Annotated in this window: 18 protein-coding genes; 9 read left to right on the forward strand and 9 right to left on the reverse strand. The window is 68.0% G+C overall.

The features are described from left to right. Positions 1–12 precede the first annotated feature (12 nt). The gene (locus K6T84_RS13465; RefSeq protein WP_224863043.1) at positions 13–786 is read right to left on the reverse strand and encodes an SDR family oxidoreductase; all 774 of its coding nucleotides are present in this window, start codon (positions 784–786) and stop codon (positions 13–15) included. A gap of 76 nt (positions 787–862) precedes the next feature. Between K6T84_RS13465 and echA20 the strand changes: the two genes are divergently transcribed. The 4 genes from echA20 to ipdC are packed head-to-tail and all read left to right on the forward strand — an operon-like array spanning position 863 to position 4,312. Continuing rightward, the gene (echA20, locus tag K6T84_RS13470) at positions 863–1,621 is read left to right on the forward strand and encodes a (7aS)-7a-methyl-1,5-dioxo-2,3,5,6,7,7a-hexahydro-1H-indene-carboxyl-CoA hydrolase (RefSeq protein ID WP_224863045.1); all 759 of its coding nucleotides are present in this window, start codon (positions 863–865) and stop codon (positions 1,619–1,621) included. Further along, the gene (locus K6T84_RS13475; protein WP_224863047.1) at positions 1,618–2,496 is read left to right on the forward strand and encodes a CoA transferase subunit A; all 879 of its coding nucleotides are present in this window, start codon (positions 1,618–1,620) and stop codon (positions 2,494–2,496) included. The genes echA20 and K6T84_RS13475 overlap by 4 nt, the downstream gene beginning before the upstream one ends. Further along, the gene (gene ipdB, locus K6T84_RS13480) at positions 2,493–3,245 is read left to right on the forward strand and encodes a cholesterol ring-cleaving hydrolase subunit IpdB (RefSeq protein ID WP_225400797.1); all 753 of its coding nucleotides are present in this window, start codon (positions 2,493–2,495) and stop codon (positions 3,243–3,245) included. The genes K6T84_RS13475 and ipdB overlap by 4 nt, the downstream gene beginning before the upstream one ends. Next, positions 3,242–4,312 (forward strand): (3aS,4S,5R,7aS)-5-hydroxy-7a-methyl-1-oxo-octahydro-1H-indene-4-carboxyl-CoA dehydrogenase, encoded by a 1,071-nt coding sequence (gene ipdC, locus K6T84_RS13485; protein ID WP_225400798.1) that lies wholly within the window; start codon positions 3,242–3,244, stop codon positions 4,310–4,312. The genes ipdB and ipdC overlap by 4 nt, the downstream gene beginning before the upstream one ends. A 15-nt stretch (positions 4,313–4,327) precedes the next feature. Here ipdC and K6T84_RS13490 read toward each other — a convergent pair whose 3' ends face one another. The 3 genes from K6T84_RS13490 to K6T84_RS13500 form a co-directional block, all read right to left on the reverse strand. After that, entirely contained in the window at positions 4,328–5,245 is a 918-nt protein-coding gene (locus tag K6T84_RS13490) for a type IV toxin-antitoxin system AbiEi family antitoxin (protein ID WP_225400799.1), read from the reverse strand. A 119-nt stretch (positions 5,246–5,364) separates the two neighbouring features. Then, complete coding sequence (locus tag K6T84_RS13495; RefSeq protein ID WP_224863055.1) at positions 5,365–5,754, reverse strand: VOC family protein; 390 nt, start codon at positions 5,752–5,754, stop codon at positions 5,365–5,367. Positions 5,755–5,779: 25 nt separating this feature from the next. Continuing rightward, positions 5,780–6,463: a DUF899 domain-containing protein gene (locus K6T84_RS13500; protein ID WP_225400800.1), complete on the reverse strand. Its 684-nt coding sequence runs from the start codon at positions 6,461–6,463 to the stop codon at positions 5,780–5,782. Positions 6,464–6,547: 84 nt separating this feature from the next. Between K6T84_RS13500 and K6T84_RS13505 the strand changes: the two genes are divergently transcribed. After that, positions 6,548–7,156, forward strand: a complete 609-nt coding sequence (locus tag K6T84_RS13505; protein WP_225400801.1) for a TetR/AcrR family transcriptional regulator — start codon at positions 6,548–6,550, stop codon at positions 7,154–7,156. On the opposite strand, the gene K6T84_RS13510 is transcribed toward K6T84_RS13505, so the two are convergent. From K6T84_RS13510 to ipdE1, 5 genes are read right to left on the reverse strand one after another with little or no spacing between them, the layout of a single operon-like run. Next, entirely contained in the window at positions 7,157–7,819 is a 663-nt protein-coding gene (locus tag K6T84_RS13510; protein ID WP_225397389.1) for a TetR/AcrR family transcriptional regulator, read from the reverse strand. Between the two features lie 11 nt (positions 7,820–7,830). Next, the gene (fadA6, locus tag K6T84_RS13515; RefSeq protein WP_225397390.1) at positions 7,831–9,009 is read right to left on the reverse strand and encodes a steroid 3-ketoacyl-CoA thiolase FadA6; all 1,179 of its coding nucleotides are present in this window, start codon (positions 9,007–9,009) and stop codon (positions 7,831–7,833) included. Position 9,010: 1 nt separating this feature from the next. Next, positions 9,011–9,589: a TetR family transcriptional regulator KstR2 gene (kstR2, locus tag K6T84_RS13520; RefSeq protein WP_225397391.1), complete on the reverse strand. Its 579-nt coding sequence runs from the start codon at positions 9,587–9,589 to the stop codon at positions 9,011–9,013. A 4-nt stretch (positions 9,590–9,593) separates the two neighbouring features. Beyond that, positions 9,594–10,382 (reverse strand): (5R,7aS)-5-hydroxy-7a-methyl-1-oxo-2,3,5,6,7,7a-hexahydro-1H-indene-carboxyl-CoA reductase, encoded by a 789-nt coding sequence (gene ipdF / locus K6T84_RS13525; protein ID WP_225397392.1) that lies wholly within the window; start codon positions 10,380–10,382, stop codon positions 9,594–9,596. After that, positions 10,379–11,527, reverse strand: coding sequence for an acyl-CoA dehydrogenase IpdE1 (ipdE1, locus tag K6T84_RS13530; RefSeq protein WP_225397393.1), 1,149 nt, complete (start codon positions 11,525–11,527; stop codon positions 10,379–10,381). Before ipdE1 ends, ipdF begins: the two co-directional genes overlap by 4 nt. Before the next feature lie 66 nt (positions 11,528–11,593). Between ipdE1 and fadD3 the strand changes: the two genes are divergently transcribed. The 4 genes from fadD3 (at position 11,594) to ipdE2 (ending at position 16,237) form a co-directional block, all read left to right on the forward strand. Then, positions 11,594–13,126, forward strand: coding sequence for a 3-((3aS,4S,7aS)-7a-methyl-1,5-dioxo-octahydro-1H-inden-4-yl)propanoate--CoA ligase FadD3 (gene fadD3 / locus K6T84_RS13535; RefSeq protein WP_225400802.1), 1,533 nt, complete (start codon positions 11,594–11,596; stop codon positions 13,124–13,126). Next, positions 13,126–14,259: an acyl-CoA dehydrogenase family protein gene (locus K6T84_RS13540; protein WP_225400803.1), complete on the forward strand. Its 1,134-nt coding sequence runs from the start codon at positions 13,126–13,128 to the stop codon at positions 14,257–14,259. Before fadD3 ends, K6T84_RS13540 begins: the two co-directional genes overlap by 1 nt. Continuing rightward, positions 14,256–15,221 (forward strand): acyl-CoA dehydrogenase family protein, encoded by a 966-nt coding sequence (locus K6T84_RS13545; RefSeq protein WP_225400804.1) that lies wholly within the window; start codon positions 14,256–14,258, stop codon positions 15,219–15,221. Before K6T84_RS13540 ends, K6T84_RS13545 begins: the two co-directional genes overlap by 4 nt. Positions 15,222–15,283: 62 nt before the next feature. Further along, positions 15,284–16,237 carry an acyl-CoA dehydrogenase IpdE2 gene (gene ipdE2 / locus K6T84_RS13550; RefSeq protein ID WP_225400805.1) on the forward strand — a complete coding sequence of 318 codons (954 nt, stop codon included), beginning with the start codon at positions 15,284–15,286 and terminating at the stop codon, positions 16,235–16,237. Positions 16,238–16,243 lie beyond the last annotated feature (6 nt).

Consider the following 16,243-nt stretch of genomic DNA (forward strand, 5'->3'; position numbering starts at 1 on the left):
TTTGGGGTCGACCTACTTGTTAGCGCTGGATGCGTTGAGGTAGGCGGGGTTCTCGCCGCCGCCGTGCACGGTAAGGCTGGCGCCACTGACATACGACGCCAGATCGGAGGCCAGAAATGCTGCCGTCCAACCGATTTCGGACGGCTTGGCCAGCCGGCCCAGCGGGACGGTGGCACCGACGGCGGCCACCGATTCGGCGTCACCGTAGAACAGTTCGGACTGCTCGGTCTCGACCATGCCGACCACGATCGAGTTCACCCGTACCTTCGGCGCCCATTCGACGGCCAGTGACGTGGTGAGGCTGTCCACCCCGGCCTTGGCCGCGCCGTAGGCAGCGGTGCCCGGCGACGGGCGCCGGCCGCTGACGCTGGTGATGTTGACGATCGAGCCGCCGGTGTCCTGGGTCTGCATGGCCGCGTTGGCGTGCGTCGACACGTACAGGGCGCTGAGCAGATTCAGTTCGATGATCTTGCGGCTGAAGTTGGCCGAGGCGTCGGCGGCCAACGCGAACGGCGAGCCACCGGCGTTGTTGACCACCGTGTCGATCCGGCCGTGCGTGGCCACGATCGCCTCGACCATGCCGCGGACCGCGTCGTCGTCGCGGACGTCGCAGGAATGGAACTCGTACGGCAGGCCCGCTGGGTTTGGGGCGGGCCGTCGTGCGCACGTCACGACCGTTGCGCCCTGATCGGCGAACACCTTGCTGATGCCGGCACCGACCCCTCGAACGCCACCGGTCACCAGGACCACCTTGCCGGTCAATCCCAGGTTGATCGCCTCATGCACTGTGCTAGCGTACCAAGCAAGTGCTTGCTCAGGAACCACGGCCCCGAAACGACAGGGAAAGCGCAGGATTTTTAAAATGCCAATCGCTCAAAACACCGTCGAGCCGGGGATCGTCGCGGTCACCGTCGACTTCCCGCCGGTCAACGCCCTGCCCTCGCGGGCCTGGTTCGAACTGGGCGAGGTCATCACCGCCGCCGGCAACGACATGTCCACCCACGTGGTGATCCTGCGGGCCGAAGGTCGCGGCTTCAACGCCGGCGTCGACATCAAGGAGATGCAGAACACCGAGGGCTTCACCGCACTGATCGACGCCAACCGCGGCTGCTTCGCCGCGTTCAAGGCCGTCTACGAGTGCGCGGTGCCGGTGATCGCCGCAGTCAACGGCTTCTGCGTGGGCGGGGGCATCGGCCTGGTCGGCAACGCCGACGTCATCGTCGCCTCCGACGACGCCAAGTTCGGCCTGCCGGAGGTGGAGCGCGGCGCCCTGGGCGCGGCCACCCACCTGTCCCGGCTGGTGCCGCAGCACATGATGCGCCGGCTGTTCTACACCGCAGCCACGGTCCCCGCCTCGGTCCTGGCCGACTACGGGTCGGTGCACGAGGTTGTGCCGCGCGCCGAGCTGGACGAGGCCGCGCTGCGGGTGGCCCGCGACATCGCGTCCAAGGACACCCGGGTGATCCGGGCCGCCAAGGAGGCGCTGAACCTCATTGACGTACAGAAGGTCAACTCCAGCTACCGGATGGAGCAGGGCTTCACCTTCGAACTCAACCTCTCCGGTGTGGCCGACGAGCACCGCGACTCCTTCGCCGGTACCGAGAAGGGCGCCAAGAAATGAGCAAGCTGACCACCCTGGATGAGGCCGTCGCCGAGCTGCGCGACGGCATGACGATCGGCATCGGCGGCTGGGGCTCCCGGCGTAAGCCGATGGCGTTCGTCCGCGCCATCCTGCGCACCGGAGTCAAGGACCTGACCGTGGTCAGCTACGGCGGACCGGACCTGGGACTGCTGTGCTCTGCGGGCAAGGTGCGGCGGGCCTACTACGGCTTCGTCTCGCTGGACTCCCCGCCGTTCTACGACCCGTGGTTCTCCAAGGCCCGCACCACCGGCGCGATCGAGGCCCGCGAGATGGACGAGGGGATGCTGCGCTGCGGGCTGCAGGCCGCTGCTCAGCGGCTGCCGTTCCTGCCGATCCGCGCCGGGCTGGGCAGCTCGGTGATCGACTTCTGGGAGGGCGAACTCAAGACGGTGGTGTCGCCGTATCCCGTTGAGGGAGGCCATGAAACCCTGGTCGCGATGCCGGCGCTGAACCTGGACGCCGCGTTCGTGCACATGAACCTCGGCGACGAGCGCGGCAACGCCGCCTACACCGGGATCGACCCGTACTTCGACGACCTGTTCCTGATGTCGGCGCAGCGCCGGTTCCTGTCGGTGGAGAAGATCGTGTCCACCGAGGAACTGGTCGCCACGGCGTCGCCGCAGACTCAGGTGATCAACCGGATGATGGTGGACAAGGTGGTGAAGGCCCCGAACGGAGCCCACTTCACCATCGGCGCAGCCGATTACGGGCGCGACGAGAAATTCCAGCGGCACTACGCCGAAGCCGCCCGCTCCGATGAGACCTGGGCGGAGTTCAAGGCCACCTACCTGTCCGGCAGCGAAGACGACTACCAGGCTGCGGTCAAGAAGTTCGAAGCGGAGGCGCAAGCATGACCGACTCACCCACTCGCGCGGAGATCTGCGCCGTCGCCTGCGCCGAGTTGTTCCGCGACGCCGGCGAGATCATGGCCTCACCGATGGCCACGGTGCCGTCGGTGGGCGCCCGCCTTGCCAAGCTGACCTTCTCCCCCGACCTGGTGCTCACCGACGGGGAAGCCCGCATCCTGGCCGACACCCCGGCGATCGGCAAGGTCGGAGCGCTGGAGGGCTGGATGCCGTTCAACCGGGTCTTCGAGACCCTGTCGTGGGGCCGGCGCCATGTGATCATGGGTGCCAACCAGATCGACCGCTACGGCAACCAGAACCTGTCGGCGTTCGGTGCGCTGCAGCAGCCGACCCGGCAGATGTTCGGGGTCCGCGGGGCGCCGGGCAACACCATCAACCACACCACCAGTTACTGGGTGGGCGCACATTCGTCGCGGGTGTTCTGCGAGGCCGTCGACATCGTCTGCGGCATCGGCTACGACAAGGTGGACCCGGCCAACCCGGCGTTCCGGTTCTTCAACCTGGGCGGGGTGGTGACCAACCTCGGCGTGTTCGACTTCGGCGGCCCCTCGCATCAGATGCGTGCGGTCTCGCTGCACCCGGGAGTTTCGGCTGCTGAGGTCACCGAGAACACCACGTTCGAGATTCACGGGCTGGCCGACGCCGCCGTGACCCGGCTGCCCGAGGTCGAGGAGCTGCGGCTGATCCGCGAGGTCATCGACCCGAAGTCATTGCTGGACAAAGAGGTACGGGCGTGAGCCGCATCAAGACCCCGCTGACCGAGCTGGTCGGTATCGAGCATCCGGTGGTGCAGACCGGGATGGGCTGGGTCGCGGGCGCCCGGCTGGTGTCGGCCACCGCCAACGCCGGGGGCTTGGGCATCCTGGCCTCGGCGACCATGACCATCGACGAGTTGGCCGCTGCGATCGCCAAGGTCAAGGCCGCCACCGACGAGCCGTTCGGGGTGAACATCCGCGCCGACGGCGCCGACGCCGGCGACCGGGTGGACCTGATGATCCGCGAAGGCGTCAAGGTGGCGTCGTTCGCACTGGCCCCCAAGGCCGAGCTGATCGCCAAGCTCAAAGAGGCCGGCTCGGTGGTGATCCCGTCGGTCGGCGCGGCCAAGCACGCCAAGAAGGTGGCGTCCTGGGGCGCCGACGCGGTGATCGTGCAGGGCGGCGAGGGTGGCGGACACACCGGCCCGGTGGCCACCACGCTGCTGCTACCGTCGGTGCTCGATGCGGTCGCCGGTACCGGCGTGCAGGTGATCGCCGCCGGTGGCTTCTTCGACGGCCGCGGCCTGGCCGCAGCGCTGTCCTACGGCGCCACCGGTGTTGCGATGGGCACCCGGTTCCTGCTGACCAGCGATTCCACCGTTCCCGACTCGGTCAAGCAGCGCTACCTGGCCGCCGACCTCAGTGGCACCGTGGTGTCCACCCGGGTCGACGGCATGCCGCACCGGGTGCTGCGCACCGAACTGGTGAACAAGCTGGAAAGTGGTTCGCGGGCACGCGGTTTCAGCGCCGCCATCCGCAACGCCGCCAAGTTCAAGAAGATGTCTGGCATGAGTTGGCCGACCATGGTGCGTGACGGTCTGGCGATGCGGCACGGCAAGGAGCTCACCTGGTCGCAGGTGCTGATGGCCGCCAACACCCCGATGCTGCTGAAAGCCGGTCTGGTGGAGGGCAACACCGAAGCGGGTGTACTCGCGTCGGGCCAGGTGGCCGGCATCCTGGACAGCCTGCCGTCGTGTGCCGAGCTGATCACCTCGATCGTCGACGAAGCGGTCGAGCACCTGCGCAGCGCCAACTCCTTCGTCATCTAACCCCGAGACGGAATTTCACGACGCGACACGCGGGGCCACCGTCGTGAGATTCCGTCTCGTGCGGCGACCAGGCCAGCCGGCGGCGTACATCGCATCCTCCACCCGGCCGATCAGCGTCGCTCTCCGATAACGCAGCATCTCGGCGCTGACCCGGATGATCACCCAGCCCTGCTCGGCGAGCGCCACCTGACGGTCGATGTCGTGTTGGCGCTGTTTCGGATCTGTCCAGTGTTGCGAACCGTCGTATTCGATCCCGACCTTGAATTGCGGGTATCCCATGTCGAGTCGCGCCACGAATTCTCCGTAGCTGTCGCGCACCACGATCTGGGTCTCCGGCCGCGGCAGTCCTGCGTCGATCAGCGCCAACCGGGTGCCACTCTCCTGGGGCGATTCGGCCCCGGCGTCCATCAGCGGCAGGATTCGCCGCAACCGGTTCAGGTCACGTGCGCCGGAGTGTGCGGCCATGACGGCTTCGACGTCATCGACGGAAATGCCGGTGGTGTTGGCCAACGCGTCAAGCCGCTGTACGCCGGCCAGTCGCGACCGGGTTCGCCGTCCGATGTCGAACGCCGTCCGGGCCGGGCTGGTGACCCTGATCCCGTCGATGGTCATCGCCTCATCCGGCGTCAACGTGTCGTCGTACACCACAAGCTTCGGCGGTGTCTTGTGGTTGCCGAACACCAACTCAGCGTCCAGGACGGGGCTCACCCACTTGGCACCCAGCACCGCCGCTGCGGAGTTCCCGGCGACTATGCCGCGGCGCCGCGACCAGAGCCACGCCGCCTTCGCCCGCTGTCCCGCGCTGAGCTCGATGCCCCACGGGGCGTAGACGCCTGGGTAGACCGGCTGGTAAAGCGTCCGCATGGTCCGCTCTGGAATCATCTTGGCGGCCAGCGCCTCCTGCCCCAGAAATGGCCATGCCAATTCGTCCATGGCCGAAGCGTGCCGGAGACATCCGATACGCGCGTTCGCCTATCCACAGGGCGCCGAGACGGAATCTCACGACGCGACACGCGGGGCCACCGTCGTGAGATTCCTTCTCGGCGCGGGGGTTACGCCTCGACCACCATCAGGGTGTGCCCGGTCGGGTCGCGGAACCAGAACATCGGCGGGACGGGCTCGCCCATCCGCGCCACCTGCGCATCGACGTCGATTCCGAGGTCGCGCATCGCGGCATGGGTGGCGTCGATGTCGGAAGTGGTCAGCGTGATGCCGGTGACGGCCGGAACCACCGGGCCACTGTCCGGCGGCGGCGGCGCGAGCGCGATGCCGGTGTTGCCGGTCGGCGGGTAGACCTCGATCCAGCGGTGGCCGCCGTGGAACGGCGTGTCGGTGCGCTTCTCGAAGCCGAGCGACTCATAGAACGCCACCGCGGTGTCCTGGTCGGGCGTCGGCACGCACACCAGGCTGATGGTGGACAGGCCGGTCTTGGTGGTGATCATCTCTCTCCTTCGCGGTTGGGGTTTTCTAAGTTCCGTACGCCTGGGCGATCTCCTGCGAGGTCGCCCAGCCGCTGTAGGTGGGGCGCTGCGGCCAGCCGTCGGGCGAGTCCTGCCATTCCTCTTGGCGGCCGTAGGGCAGCACGTCGAGCAGCGGGAACGAGTGGCTGAGCTGTTCGATTCCACGGCCGGTGGTGTGCCAGGTGCGGTAGACCTTGTCGCCCCGGCGCAGAAAGACACTCAAGCCGAAGCCGCCTCCCGGCGGGGCGTCCATGTCAGCGCCGAACGGACTGTCGGCAGTGGAGTACCAGGTCATCTTGTTGCCGACCCGGCGCTTATAGTCGGCCGCTTCGGACATCGATCCCTGGGTGACGATCACGAATCGCGCGTCGTAGGCATCCAGGAACTCCAGCCGGGTGAATTGCGAGCTGAACCCGGTGCATCCCGGGCACTGCCACTCCTGGCCCGGGGTCCACATGTGGTGGTAGACGATCAGCTGACGCTTCCCGTCGAAGACGTCGGTCAGCCGGATCGGCCCGCCCTCGCCTTCGAACACGTAGTCGGGCAGTTCGACCATCGGCAGACGGCGGCGCTGCGCGGCGATCGCATCGAGTTCAGCGGTGGCGGCCTTCTCACGAACGCGCAGCGCGTCCAATTCTTCTCGCCAGGTCGTCTCGTCCACGATCGGCGGCATACCCGAGATCAGCGTCATGACAAACTCCCCATTCATATGTGCACGGCGTACACATTGGATATGTTCACACCGTACACTTACACCTCAGGGAGCTGTCAACCCATGACGAAGACCGGTTATCACCACGGCGATCTGCGGGCCGCGCTGATCGAAGCCGGCCTACAGCTGACCCGCACCGGCGGCCCGGACGCCCTGACCATCCGAGCGGCCACCCGCCGCGCCGGGGTGTCACCCAACGCCGCGTACCGCCACTTCGCCGATCGCGAAGCGCTGTTGGGAGCGGTGGCGCTGGCCATCCAGGAGATGATGGCCGCTCGCATGCTCGCACCGGCCCAGCAACGCGGTTCCGCACAGTCGCGGGCTCGCAAGCGGTTACGCGCGGTCGGCCTGGGCTACATCGACTTCGCCCTGGAAGAGCCCGGCTGGTTCACCGTGGCGTTCTTCATCGGTTCAGCGAACCTCGACACAGGAACCGCGAACGACAGTGTCGCGCCGCCGTTTCGCGCTCTGGTGGATGCCCTCGATGCAATGGCGGAAGCCGGTGCCCTGCAACCAGATCAGCGCGCCGGAGCCGAATGGCCGTGCTGGTCAGCGGTGCACGGTTTCGCCGAACTGGCCCTGCGCGGGCCGTTGCACGGCACCCCCCGCCAGGACCTGCAGGCACTGGCGCACAGCACGGTCGACTGCGTCGTCGCCGGGCTGGCGCAGTGATCAGTCGGTGCCGAGAGGCAGGTGGAGTCCGTTGCCGACCGCAAGCACGAATGAGGTCATGTCATCGATGAGGTCCTCGATCGACCGCGACGTGTCACCGGATTCCAGGAAGTCCACGATCAGCTCGAACACACCTCCGACCGCCGCAACCGCCATCACGCGATAGTCGACGGTCGTACCGGCCGGCGCGATGCTGCGCCAGTACGACGCAACGAACCTGGCAGCCCACCCGCGGTTCTCCCGCCTATGGGCTTCGACCCGTGGCGAGATGCCGGTGCATTCCCGGAACGCCACCACACCCACCCGGGCATCGTCGACGAACGCGTGGGTCATCGCCGACAAGACCCGCTGGACGGTTGCCGATTGCGGCTCGCCGGCGGGAGCCGCCGCCAACTGGTCTACGACCAGTCCCTCGATACGAGCGGCGGTCTCCTGCATCAGCGCGAGGTAGCAGTCTTCCTTGCTGTCGAACAGCTCGTAGAACGCCTTGTTGCCCACATAGGCCGTCTGGCAGATCTGCTCAATCGAGGTGTTGACGTAGCCCAGCCGCGCAAACAGCTCGAACGCCGCGGTCAAGAGCTGGTCGCGGCGCTGGGCACGTCGCTGGTCGGCGTCCAAACCACGGATTCGGCGCCCCCCGCCGGCCGTCGCGGTGTCTCCCATAGGCGGGAAGCTTAATCGCCGAGCCGCTCGATGATGGTGACGTTGGCCGTGCCGCCGCCCTCGCACATCGTCTGCAGGCCGTAGCGGCCGCCGGTGCGCTCCAGTTCGTTGAGCATGGTGGTGAACAGTTTTGCACCGGTTGCACCCAACGGGTGTCCCAAAGCGATCGCACCGCCGTTCGGGTTGACCTTCGCCGGGTCGATCGGGAATTCCTTCATCCAGGCCTGCACCACCGACGCGAAGGCCTCGTTGATCTCGACAACGTCGATGTCGTCGATGCTCAGGCCGGTCTTGTCCAAGGCGTACCGGGTGGCCGGAATCGGGCCGGTCAGCATGATCACCGGGTCGTCGCCGCGGGCGCTGATGTGGTGGATGCGGGCACGCGGCCGCAGGCCGTGCGCCTGCACCGCGCTTTCTGAGGCCAGCAGCACCGCGGCCGAGCCGTCGCAGATCTGACTGGACACCGCAGCGGTCAGCCGGCCGCCGTCGACGAGGGTCTTAAGGCCGGCCATCTTCTCCAGCGTGGATTCGCGCGGGCACTCGTCGGTCCCGAAGCTGTTGCCGTCCACATCAACCGGGATGATCTCGTTGTCGAAGCGACCCTCGGCGATCGCGGCGAACGCCCGCTGGTGGCTCTGCAGGGCGAAACGCTCCATGTCCTCGCGGGAGATGTCCCAGCGCTCGGCGATCATCTCGGCGCCGCGGAACTGCGAGACCTCCTCGTCGCCGTAGCGCTCCAGCCACTTCTTCGACTCGTTGGTGGGCGAGGTGAAGCCGAACTGCTCGCCGACGACCATCGCCGAGGAGATCGGGATCCAGCTCATGTTCTGCACGCCGCCGGCCACGATCAGGTCCGCGGTGCGCGACATGATGGCCTGCGCGCCAAAGGAGATCGCCTGCTGGCTGGAGCCGCACTGCCGGTCGACGGTGACGCCCGGAACGCCCTCGGGGTAACCGGCGGCCAGCCAGGCCAACCGGCCGATGTTGCCGGCCTGACCGCCGATCGCGTCCACGCAACCGGTGATCACGTCATCAACAGCGGCCGGGTCGACGCCGACCCGGTCCAGAAGGCCGCGAAATGCCAACGCGCCCAAGTCGATCGGGTGAACTCCGGCCAGGGATCCGTTGCGCTTTCCGACGGCGGTGCGAACGGCGTCGATCACATACGCTTGTGAGACCTGTGCGGCCATTTCAGACTCCTTCTGTGGTGATTCCGCCGAGAACGATGGCGAGATACTGTTTGCCGACTTGCTCGGCGGTGAGGGTTCCCCCGGGCCGGTACCAGCGCACCGAAACCCAGGTGGTGTCACGGATGAAGCGATAGACCAGGTCGACGTCGAGGTCGGGTCGAAAGTAGCCCTCGGCAACACCCTGTTGCAGCACGTCGAGCCACATCTTGCGTTGCTGGCGGTTGCGTTCGTCGACGTAGGAGAAGCGTTCCTGGTCCGACAACCGCTTGGCTTCGTCCTGGTATATGACGACCTGGGCGTGCCGGTGCTCGATCGCGTCGAACGAGGCCAGGAACAGCCCGGTGAGCCGGTCCAGCGGATTGGCATGGCTGTCGATGATCTGCTGATAGCGGTCGAACAACCAGTCCAGGAAGTCGCGCAGCACCTCGTCGACCATGGCCTCCTTGGAGGCGAAGTGGTGATACAGGCTGCCGGACAGAATCCCTGCGGCGTCGGCGATGTCGCGCACCGTGGTGGCATGAAGGCCACGCTCGGCGATCATCTCCGCGGCCAGGTTCAGGAGTTCGTCACGACGCGTCATGGCGTCAGGCCCGCTGGCTGGAAACCGAGATGACCTCGCCGGTCAGGTAACTGGAGTAGTCGCTGGCAAGGAACGCGATGGTGGTGGCGATCTCCCACGGCTCGGCGGCCCGGCCGAAGGCCTCACCCTCCGACAACCGGTCCAGCAGTTCGGCGGAGCTGGTCTTCTCCAGGAACTTGTGCCGGGCGATCGACGGCGAGACGGCGTTGATACGCACGCCGTAGTCGACTGCCTCGATCGCGCTGCACCGGGTCAGCGCCATCACGCCGGCCTTGGCTGCGGCGTAGTGGGACTGGGAATGCTGTGCGCGCCAACCCAACACACTGGCGTTGTTGACGATCACCCCGCCGTGGTCCACGCCCCGGAAGTATCGCAGCGCGGCGCGGGTCGCCCGCATCACCGAGGTGAGCGTGACGTCCAGGACGCGGTCCCACTCGTCGTCGGTCATGTCGATGACCGGGGTCTGCCCGCCCAGGCCGGCGTTGTTGACCAGCACGTCGAGCCGGCCCATCTTGGCCACAGCCTCGTCGAACAGCGCGTCCACCGCGGCGGTGGATGTGACGTCGCAGACCACGCCCTCCACCCGGCCCAGCCCGAGGGCGGCCAGTTCGTCGCGGGTCTCGGTCAGGCGGCGCTCGTGGTAGTCGGAGACCACGACGTCGGCGCCCTCGAGCAGCGCCCGTCGCGCGGTGGTGGAGCCGATGCCGGTACCGGCGGCTGCGGTGACCAGCACGGTCTTGCCCCCCAGCAGCCCGTGTCCGGCGATCTCCTCCGGCGCTTGCGTCAGGTTCATCCCTTTGCCTCTCGGGGTAGGCCGAGAACCCGCTCGGCGATGATGTTGCGCTGAATCTCGTTGGACCCGCCGTAGATGGTGTCCGAGCGGGTGAACAGGTAGAGCCGCTGCCATTCGTCGAACTCGCCGTCGGCCAGCACCATCGAGTCGCGCCCGATCACATCCATGGCCAGCTCGCCCAGGTCGCGATGCCAGTTGGCCCACAACAGTTTCGAGACGTTGTCCTGCCCGGGCTGCTCCACGTCCATGGTGGCCAACGCATACGACCGCATCGACCGCAGGCCCACCCAGGCCCGGGCGAGCCGTTCGCGGATCAGCGGGTCTTCGGCGGCGCCGTTGCGCGCGGCGAGCTCGGCCAGTGCGGAAAGTTCACGGGCGTAACGGATCTGCTGGCCGAGGGTGGACACGCCGCGCTCGAAGGTGAGCGTGCCCATCGCGACCTTCCAGCCGTCGCCGGGCTCGCCGACCACCAGGTCGGCCTCGGTGCGAGCGTCGTCGAAGAACACCTCGTTGAACTCCGAGGTGCCGGTGAGCTGCACGATGGGGCGGATCTCGACTCCCGGCTGGTCCAGCGGCACCAGCAGGTAGGACAGCCCGTTGTGCCGCTTGGAGCCCTTCTCGGTGCGGGCGACCACGAAGCACCACTGCGACAGGTGCGCCAGGGAGGTCCAGACCTTCTGGCCGTTAATCACCCAGGCGTCGCCGTCAAGCACCGCGGTGGTGGCCACGTTGGCCAGGTCGCTGCCGGCGCCGGGCTCGGAGTAGCCCTGGCACCACAACTCGGTGACATTGCGAATGCCCGGCAGGAAGCGCTTCTGCTGTTCGGGAGTGCCGAACGCGATCAGCGTCGGACCGAGCAGCTCTTCGCCGAGGTGGTTGACCTTGTCCGGCGCGTCGGCGCGGGCGTATTCCTCGTAGAACGCCACTCGGTGCGCCACCGACAGACCGCGCCCGCCGTGTTCGACCGGCCAGCCCAGACAGGTCAGCCCGGCGTCGGCCAGATGGCGGTTCCACGCGGCGCGTTCCTCGAACGCCTCGTGTTCGCGGCCCGGGCCGCCGAGGCCCTTGAGCTTGGCGAAGTCGCCGACCAGGTTGTCTGCCAGCCATGCGCGGACCTCGGCCCGGAACTCCTCGACTGCTTGCACCCCTGTAGGCTAACCTACCAAGCACTTGCTCGGCTACGAGCCATCGAACACACCAGGGAGTCCCCGATGTCTAGCCACCCGCGGACCACGCCTGCGGCCCTGGACCACATCGCGGGCGAACTCCCCGACCATCACGCGCTGCTCACCGACGATATCGGCCTCACCTACGGCCAGTTGCGCAGCGAGGTGCGCCGGGTCGCGGCCGCGCTGATCGCCCTCGGAGTCCAGGCCGGTGACCGGGTCGCGCTGTGGTCGCCGAACACCTGGCACTGGGTCGTCACCTGCCTGGGCACCCACTACGCCGGCGCGGTGCTGGTGCCGCTGAACACCCGCTACACCGCATCGGAGGCCACCGACATCCTGGCCCGCAGCAAAGCCAAGGTGCTGGTCGGTATGGGCCGGTTCCTCAAAGCCGACCGGCTGGCCGAGCTGGACCGCGCCGAACTGCCCGACCTGCAGCACGTCGTCCGGGTGCCCATCGAAGCCGAAGACGGTAACTGGGACGACTTCGTCGCCGCAGGGGCCGCGGTGCCGGCCGCCGAAATCGATGCGCGCGCTGCCGCGGTCGGCCCCGACGACCTGTCCGACATCCTGTTCACCTCCGGCACCACCGGCCGCAGCAAAGGCGTGCTGTGCGCACACCGGCAGTCCTTGGCCGGGCCGGCGGCCTGGGCCGACTGCGGTCAGATGACCGCCGATGACCGCTACCTGTGCATCAACCCGTTCTTCCACAACTTCGGCTACAAGGCCGGGATCCTGGCCTGCCTGCAGACCGGCGCCACCCTGATCCCGCAGCTGACCTTCGACCCGGCCGGGGCGCTGCGCGCCATCGAGCAGCACAGGATCACCGTGCTGCCGGGCCCGCCGACCATCTACCAGACCCTGCTGGATCACCCCGAGCGCGACAACCACGACCTGAGCTCGCTGCGCTTCGCGGTGACCGGGGCGGCCACCGTGCCGGTGGTGCTGATCGAGCGGATGCAGACCGAGCTCGACATCGACATCGTGCTGACCGCGTACGGGCTGACCGAGTCCGGCGGGTTCGGCACCATGTGCCGGGCCGACGACGACGCCGTCACCGTCGCCACCACCTGCGGGCGCCCGATCGGCGACTTCGAGCTGCGGATCGATGGACCCGATTCCGGTGAGGTGCTGCTGCGCAGCGACAACATCATGCTCGGCTACCTCGACGACCCCGAGGCCACCGCGGCGGCGATCGACGCCGACGGATGGCTGCACACCGGCGACATCGGCACCGTGGATGCCGCCGGAAACCTGCGGATCACCGACCGGCTCAAGGACATGTACATCTGCGGTGGCTTCAACGTCTACCCCGCCGAGATCGAGCAGGTGCTCGCCCGCATCGACGGGGTGGCCGACGCCGCGGTGATCGGGATCCCCGACGAGCGCCTGGGCGAGGTGGGACGGGCCTTCATCGTCCGCCGGCCCGGTGCCGAGCTGAGCGAAGAAGCGGTGATCGCGTACGCCCGTGAGCATTTGGCGAACTTCAAGGCACCCCGAGTGGTGACCTTCACCGACTCCCTGCCGCGCAATCCAGGCGGCAAGGTGGTTAAACCGCAGTTGAGAGAGTGGGCCTGATGGACCTGAATTTCGACGACGAGACCGAGGCCTTCCGGGCCGAGGTCCGGGCGTTCCTGGAGGACAATCGGGCGTCGTTCCCGACCGACTCCTACGACACCGCAGAGGGTTTCGAGCAGCACCGACGTTGGGACAAGGTGCTCTTCGGCGCCGGCCTGTCGGTGATCGCCTGGCCGAAGAAGTACGGCGGCCGCGACGCCAGCATGCTGCAGTGGGTGGTCTACGAAGAGGAGTACTTCCGCTCCGGTGCGCCCGGCCGGGCCAGCGCCAACGGCACCTCGATGCTGGCGCCGACGCTGTTCGCTCACGGCACGAACGAGCAGCTCGACCGCATCCTGCCGAAAATGGCCTCCGGCGAGGAGATCTGGGCCCAAGCGTGGTCGGAGCCCGAGTCCGGCAGTGACCTGGCGTCGCTGCGATCGACGGCCACCAAGGTAGACGGTGGCTGGAAACTCAACGGGCAGAAGATCTGGAGCTCGCGGGCCCCGTTCGGCGAACGCGGCTTCGGACTGTTCCGCTCGGACCCCGAAGCCCAGCGTCACCACGGCCTGACGTACTTCATGTTCGACCTGAAAGCCGACGGGATCACCGTGCGCGCCATCGAACAACTCGGCGGTGAGACCGGTTTCGGCGAGATCTTCCTCGACGACGTGTTCGTCCCAGACGAAGACGTGATCGGCGAGCCGAACGAGGGCTGGCGCGCGGCCATGAGCACGTCGAGCAATGAGCGCGGCATGAGCCTGCGCAGCCCCGCCCGCTTCGTGGTGGGCGCGGAGAAGCTGGCGGCAATGTGGAAAGAGCGCGGCGCCGACCCGGTGTTCACCGACCGCGTCGCCGACGCCTGGATCGCCGCGCAGGCCTACCGGTTGCAGACGTTCGGCACCGTGACCCGACTGGCCGCCGGCGGTGAGCTGGGCGCGGAATCCTCGGTGACCAAGGTGTTCTGGTCGGACCTCGACGTTGCGCTGCACCAGACCGGCCTGGACATCCGCGGCGCCGACGGGGAACTCGCCGACGCCTGGACCCACGGCTACCTGTTCTCGCTCGGCGGCCCGATCTACGCCGGCACCAACGAGATCCAGCGCAACATCATCGCCGAGCGGCTGCTGGGCCTGCCCCGGGAGAAGAAGTGAAATTCGATCTAGACCAAGAGCAGCGCGACTTCGCGGCCAGTATCGACGCCGCGCTGGGTGCGGCCGACGTCCCCGGTGCGGTGCGCGCCTGGTCATCGGGTGACACCGCGGCCGGCAAGCGGGTGTGGAACCAGCTGTCCGAGCTCGGCGTCACCGCGCTGGCCGTACCGGAGGAGTTCGACGGTATCGGCGCCCACCCGGTGGACCTGGTGGTGGCCATCGAGGCGCTGGGCCGCTGGTGCGTGCCCGGGCCGGTGGTGGAGTCGATTGCGGTCGCACCGACACTGCTGGCCGGTGCACCCGAGGCCGCGGAGCAACTGGCCGGGCTGGCCGCCGGTGAGCTGATCGCCAGCGTGGCGCTGCCGCCGCACACCCCGCGGGCCGTGGACGCTCACGTCGCCGACCTCGTTCTGCTGGGCCAGAACGGGACAGCCTCGGTAGCCCAGGCCGGCACCCGCCACGCATCGGTGGACCCCAGCCGCGGCGTCTTCGACGTCACCGCCACCGGCTCGACGTGGGAGGCCGACACCGCCCGCGCCTACGAACTGGGCGCCCTGGCAACCGCCGCGCAGCTGATCGGCGCCGGGCAGGCGATGCTGGACACCGCGGTCGACTACGCCAAGCAGCGCACCCAGTTCGGCCGGGTGATCGGCGGCTACCAGGCCATCAAACACAAGCTTGCCGACGTACACATCGCCCTGGAGTTGGCCCGCCCGCTGGTGTACGGCGCGGCGCTCTCTCTCGCAGAGGGCTCCGCCGACACCGCACGCGACGTCAGCGCCGCCAAGGTGGCGGCCTCGGATGCCGCTCTACTGGCCGCGCACTCGGCGCTGCAGACCCACGGCGCCATCGGCTTCACCAGCGAATGCGACCTGTCACTGTGGTTGCTGCGGGTGCAGGCGCTGCGCCCGGCCTGGGGCGATCCCACCGCCCACCGGCGTCGAGTGTTGGAGGCGATCTAGATGGCGGCACGTAACACCGAAGGTGACTCGCGAGTGAGGGACGAACGAGCAGGAGCCGAGGCATGAGCACCGAACGCGACCTGTTGCGCGCAACCGTGGCCGCACTGGTCGACAAGCACGCCGGCCCCAAAGCGGTACGAGTGGCGATGGAATCCGAGCGCGGCTACGACGAGAACCTGTGGCAGCTGCTGTGCGAGCAGGTCGGCGCCGCAGCCCTGGTGGTGCCCGAGGAACTCGGCGGCGCAGGTGGCGAATTGGGCGATGCCGCAGTGGTTCTCGAGGAACTGGGCAAGACGCTGGTGCCCACCCCGCTGCTGGGCACCATCCTCGCCGAACTGGCACTGCTGGCCGCTTCCGAACCCGATGCCGACACCCTGGAGAACCTGGCCGCCGGTACCACGATCGGAACCGTGGTCTTCGGCCAGGACAACACGGCGCTCAACGGCGACGTCGTCGGCCCAGACGACGTGGTCATCAGCGCCCAGGACGGTCAATTGCAACGCTGGACCGCATTTCGCGCCGAGCCGGTAGCCACCATGGACCCGACCCGACGGCTGGGCCGGATCACCGCCGAGACGAGCGCACCGATCGGCGCCGACCCCGGCATCGCGGACTACGCGGCGATCCTGCTGGCCGCCGAGCAGATCGGCACGGCAGCCCGCTGTTTGGACCTGACCGTGGAATACACCAAGAGCCGGGTGCAGTTCGGGCGGCCGATCGGCAGCTTCCAGGCGCTCAAGCACCGGATGGCCGATCTGTTTGTCGCGGTCTCGGCCGCCCGCGCCGTCGTCGACGACGCGATCGCCGAACCGTCGCCGACGTCGGCGTCGCTGGCCCGCGTGGTCGCCAGCGAGGCGCTGAGCAAGGTGGCGGGCGAGGCCGTGCAGCTGCACGGCGGTATCGCGATCACCTGGGAGAGCGACATCCAGCTGTACTTCAAACGCGCACACGGCAGTTCGCAGCTGCTGGGCCTTCCGGCAGAGCATCTGCGGCGGTTGCAGGCCGAGGTGCTGTAGAAGCCA

The sequence above is a fragment of the Mycobacterium zoologicum genome, assembly GCF_020181635.2.
Taxonomy (GTDB): Bacteria; Actinomycetota; Actinomycetes; order Mycobacteriales; family Mycobacteriaceae; genus Mycobacterium; species Mycobacterium zoologicum.

Coding starts and splice junctions, on each gene's coding strand:
- echA20 (WP_224863045.1), top strand. CDS start 863: ATGCCAATCGCTCAAAACACCGTCGAGCCGGGGATCGTCGCGGTCACC.
- K6T84_RS13475 (WP_224863047.1), top strand. CDS start 1,618: ATGAGCAAGCTGACCACCCTGGATGAGGCCGTCGCCGAGCTGCGCGAC.
- ipdB (WP_225400797.1), top strand. CDS start 2,493: ATGACCGACTCACCCACTCGCGCGGAGATCTGCGCCGTCGCCTGCGCC.
- K6T84_RS13490 (WP_225400799.1), bottom strand. CDS start 5,245: ATGGACGAATTGGCATGGCCATTTCTGGGGCAGGAGGCGCTGGCCGCC.
- K6T84_RS13495 (WP_224863055.1), bottom strand. CDS start 5,754: ATGATCACCACCAAGACCGGCCTGTCCACCATCAGCCTGGTGTGCGTG.
- K6T84_RS13500 (WP_225400800.1), bottom strand. CDS start 6,463: ATGACGCTGATCTCGGGTATGCCGCCGATCGTGGACGAGACGACCTGG.
- K6T84_RS13505 (WP_225400801.1), top strand. CDS start 6,548: ATGACGAAGACCGGTTATCACCACGGCGATCTGCGGGCCGCGCTGATC.
- K6T84_RS13510 (WP_225397389.1), bottom strand. CDS start 7,819: ATGGGAGACACCGCGACGGCCGGCGGGGGGCGCCGAATCCGTGGTTTG.
- fadA6 (WP_225397390.1), bottom strand. CDS start 9,009: ATGGCCGCACAGGTCTCACAAGCGTATGTGATCGACGCCGTTCGCACC.
- kstR2 (WP_225397391.1), bottom strand. CDS start 9,589: ATGACGCGTCGTGACGAACTCCTGAACCTGGCCGCGGAGATGATCGCC.
- ipdF (WP_225397392.1), bottom strand. CDS start 10,382: ATGAACCTGACGCAAGCGCCGGAGGAGATCGCCGGACACGGGCTGCTG.
- fadD3 (WP_225400802.1), top strand. CDS start 11,594: ATGTCTAGCCACCCGCGGACCACGCCTGCGGCCCTGGACCACATCGCG.
- K6T84_RS13540 (WP_225400803.1), top strand. CDS start 13,126: ATGGACCTGAATTTCGACGACGAGACCGAGGCCTTCCGGGCCGAGGTC.
- ipdE2 (WP_225400805.1), top strand. CDS start 15,284: ATGAGCACCGAACGCGACCTGTTGCGCGCAACCGTGGCCGCACTGGTC.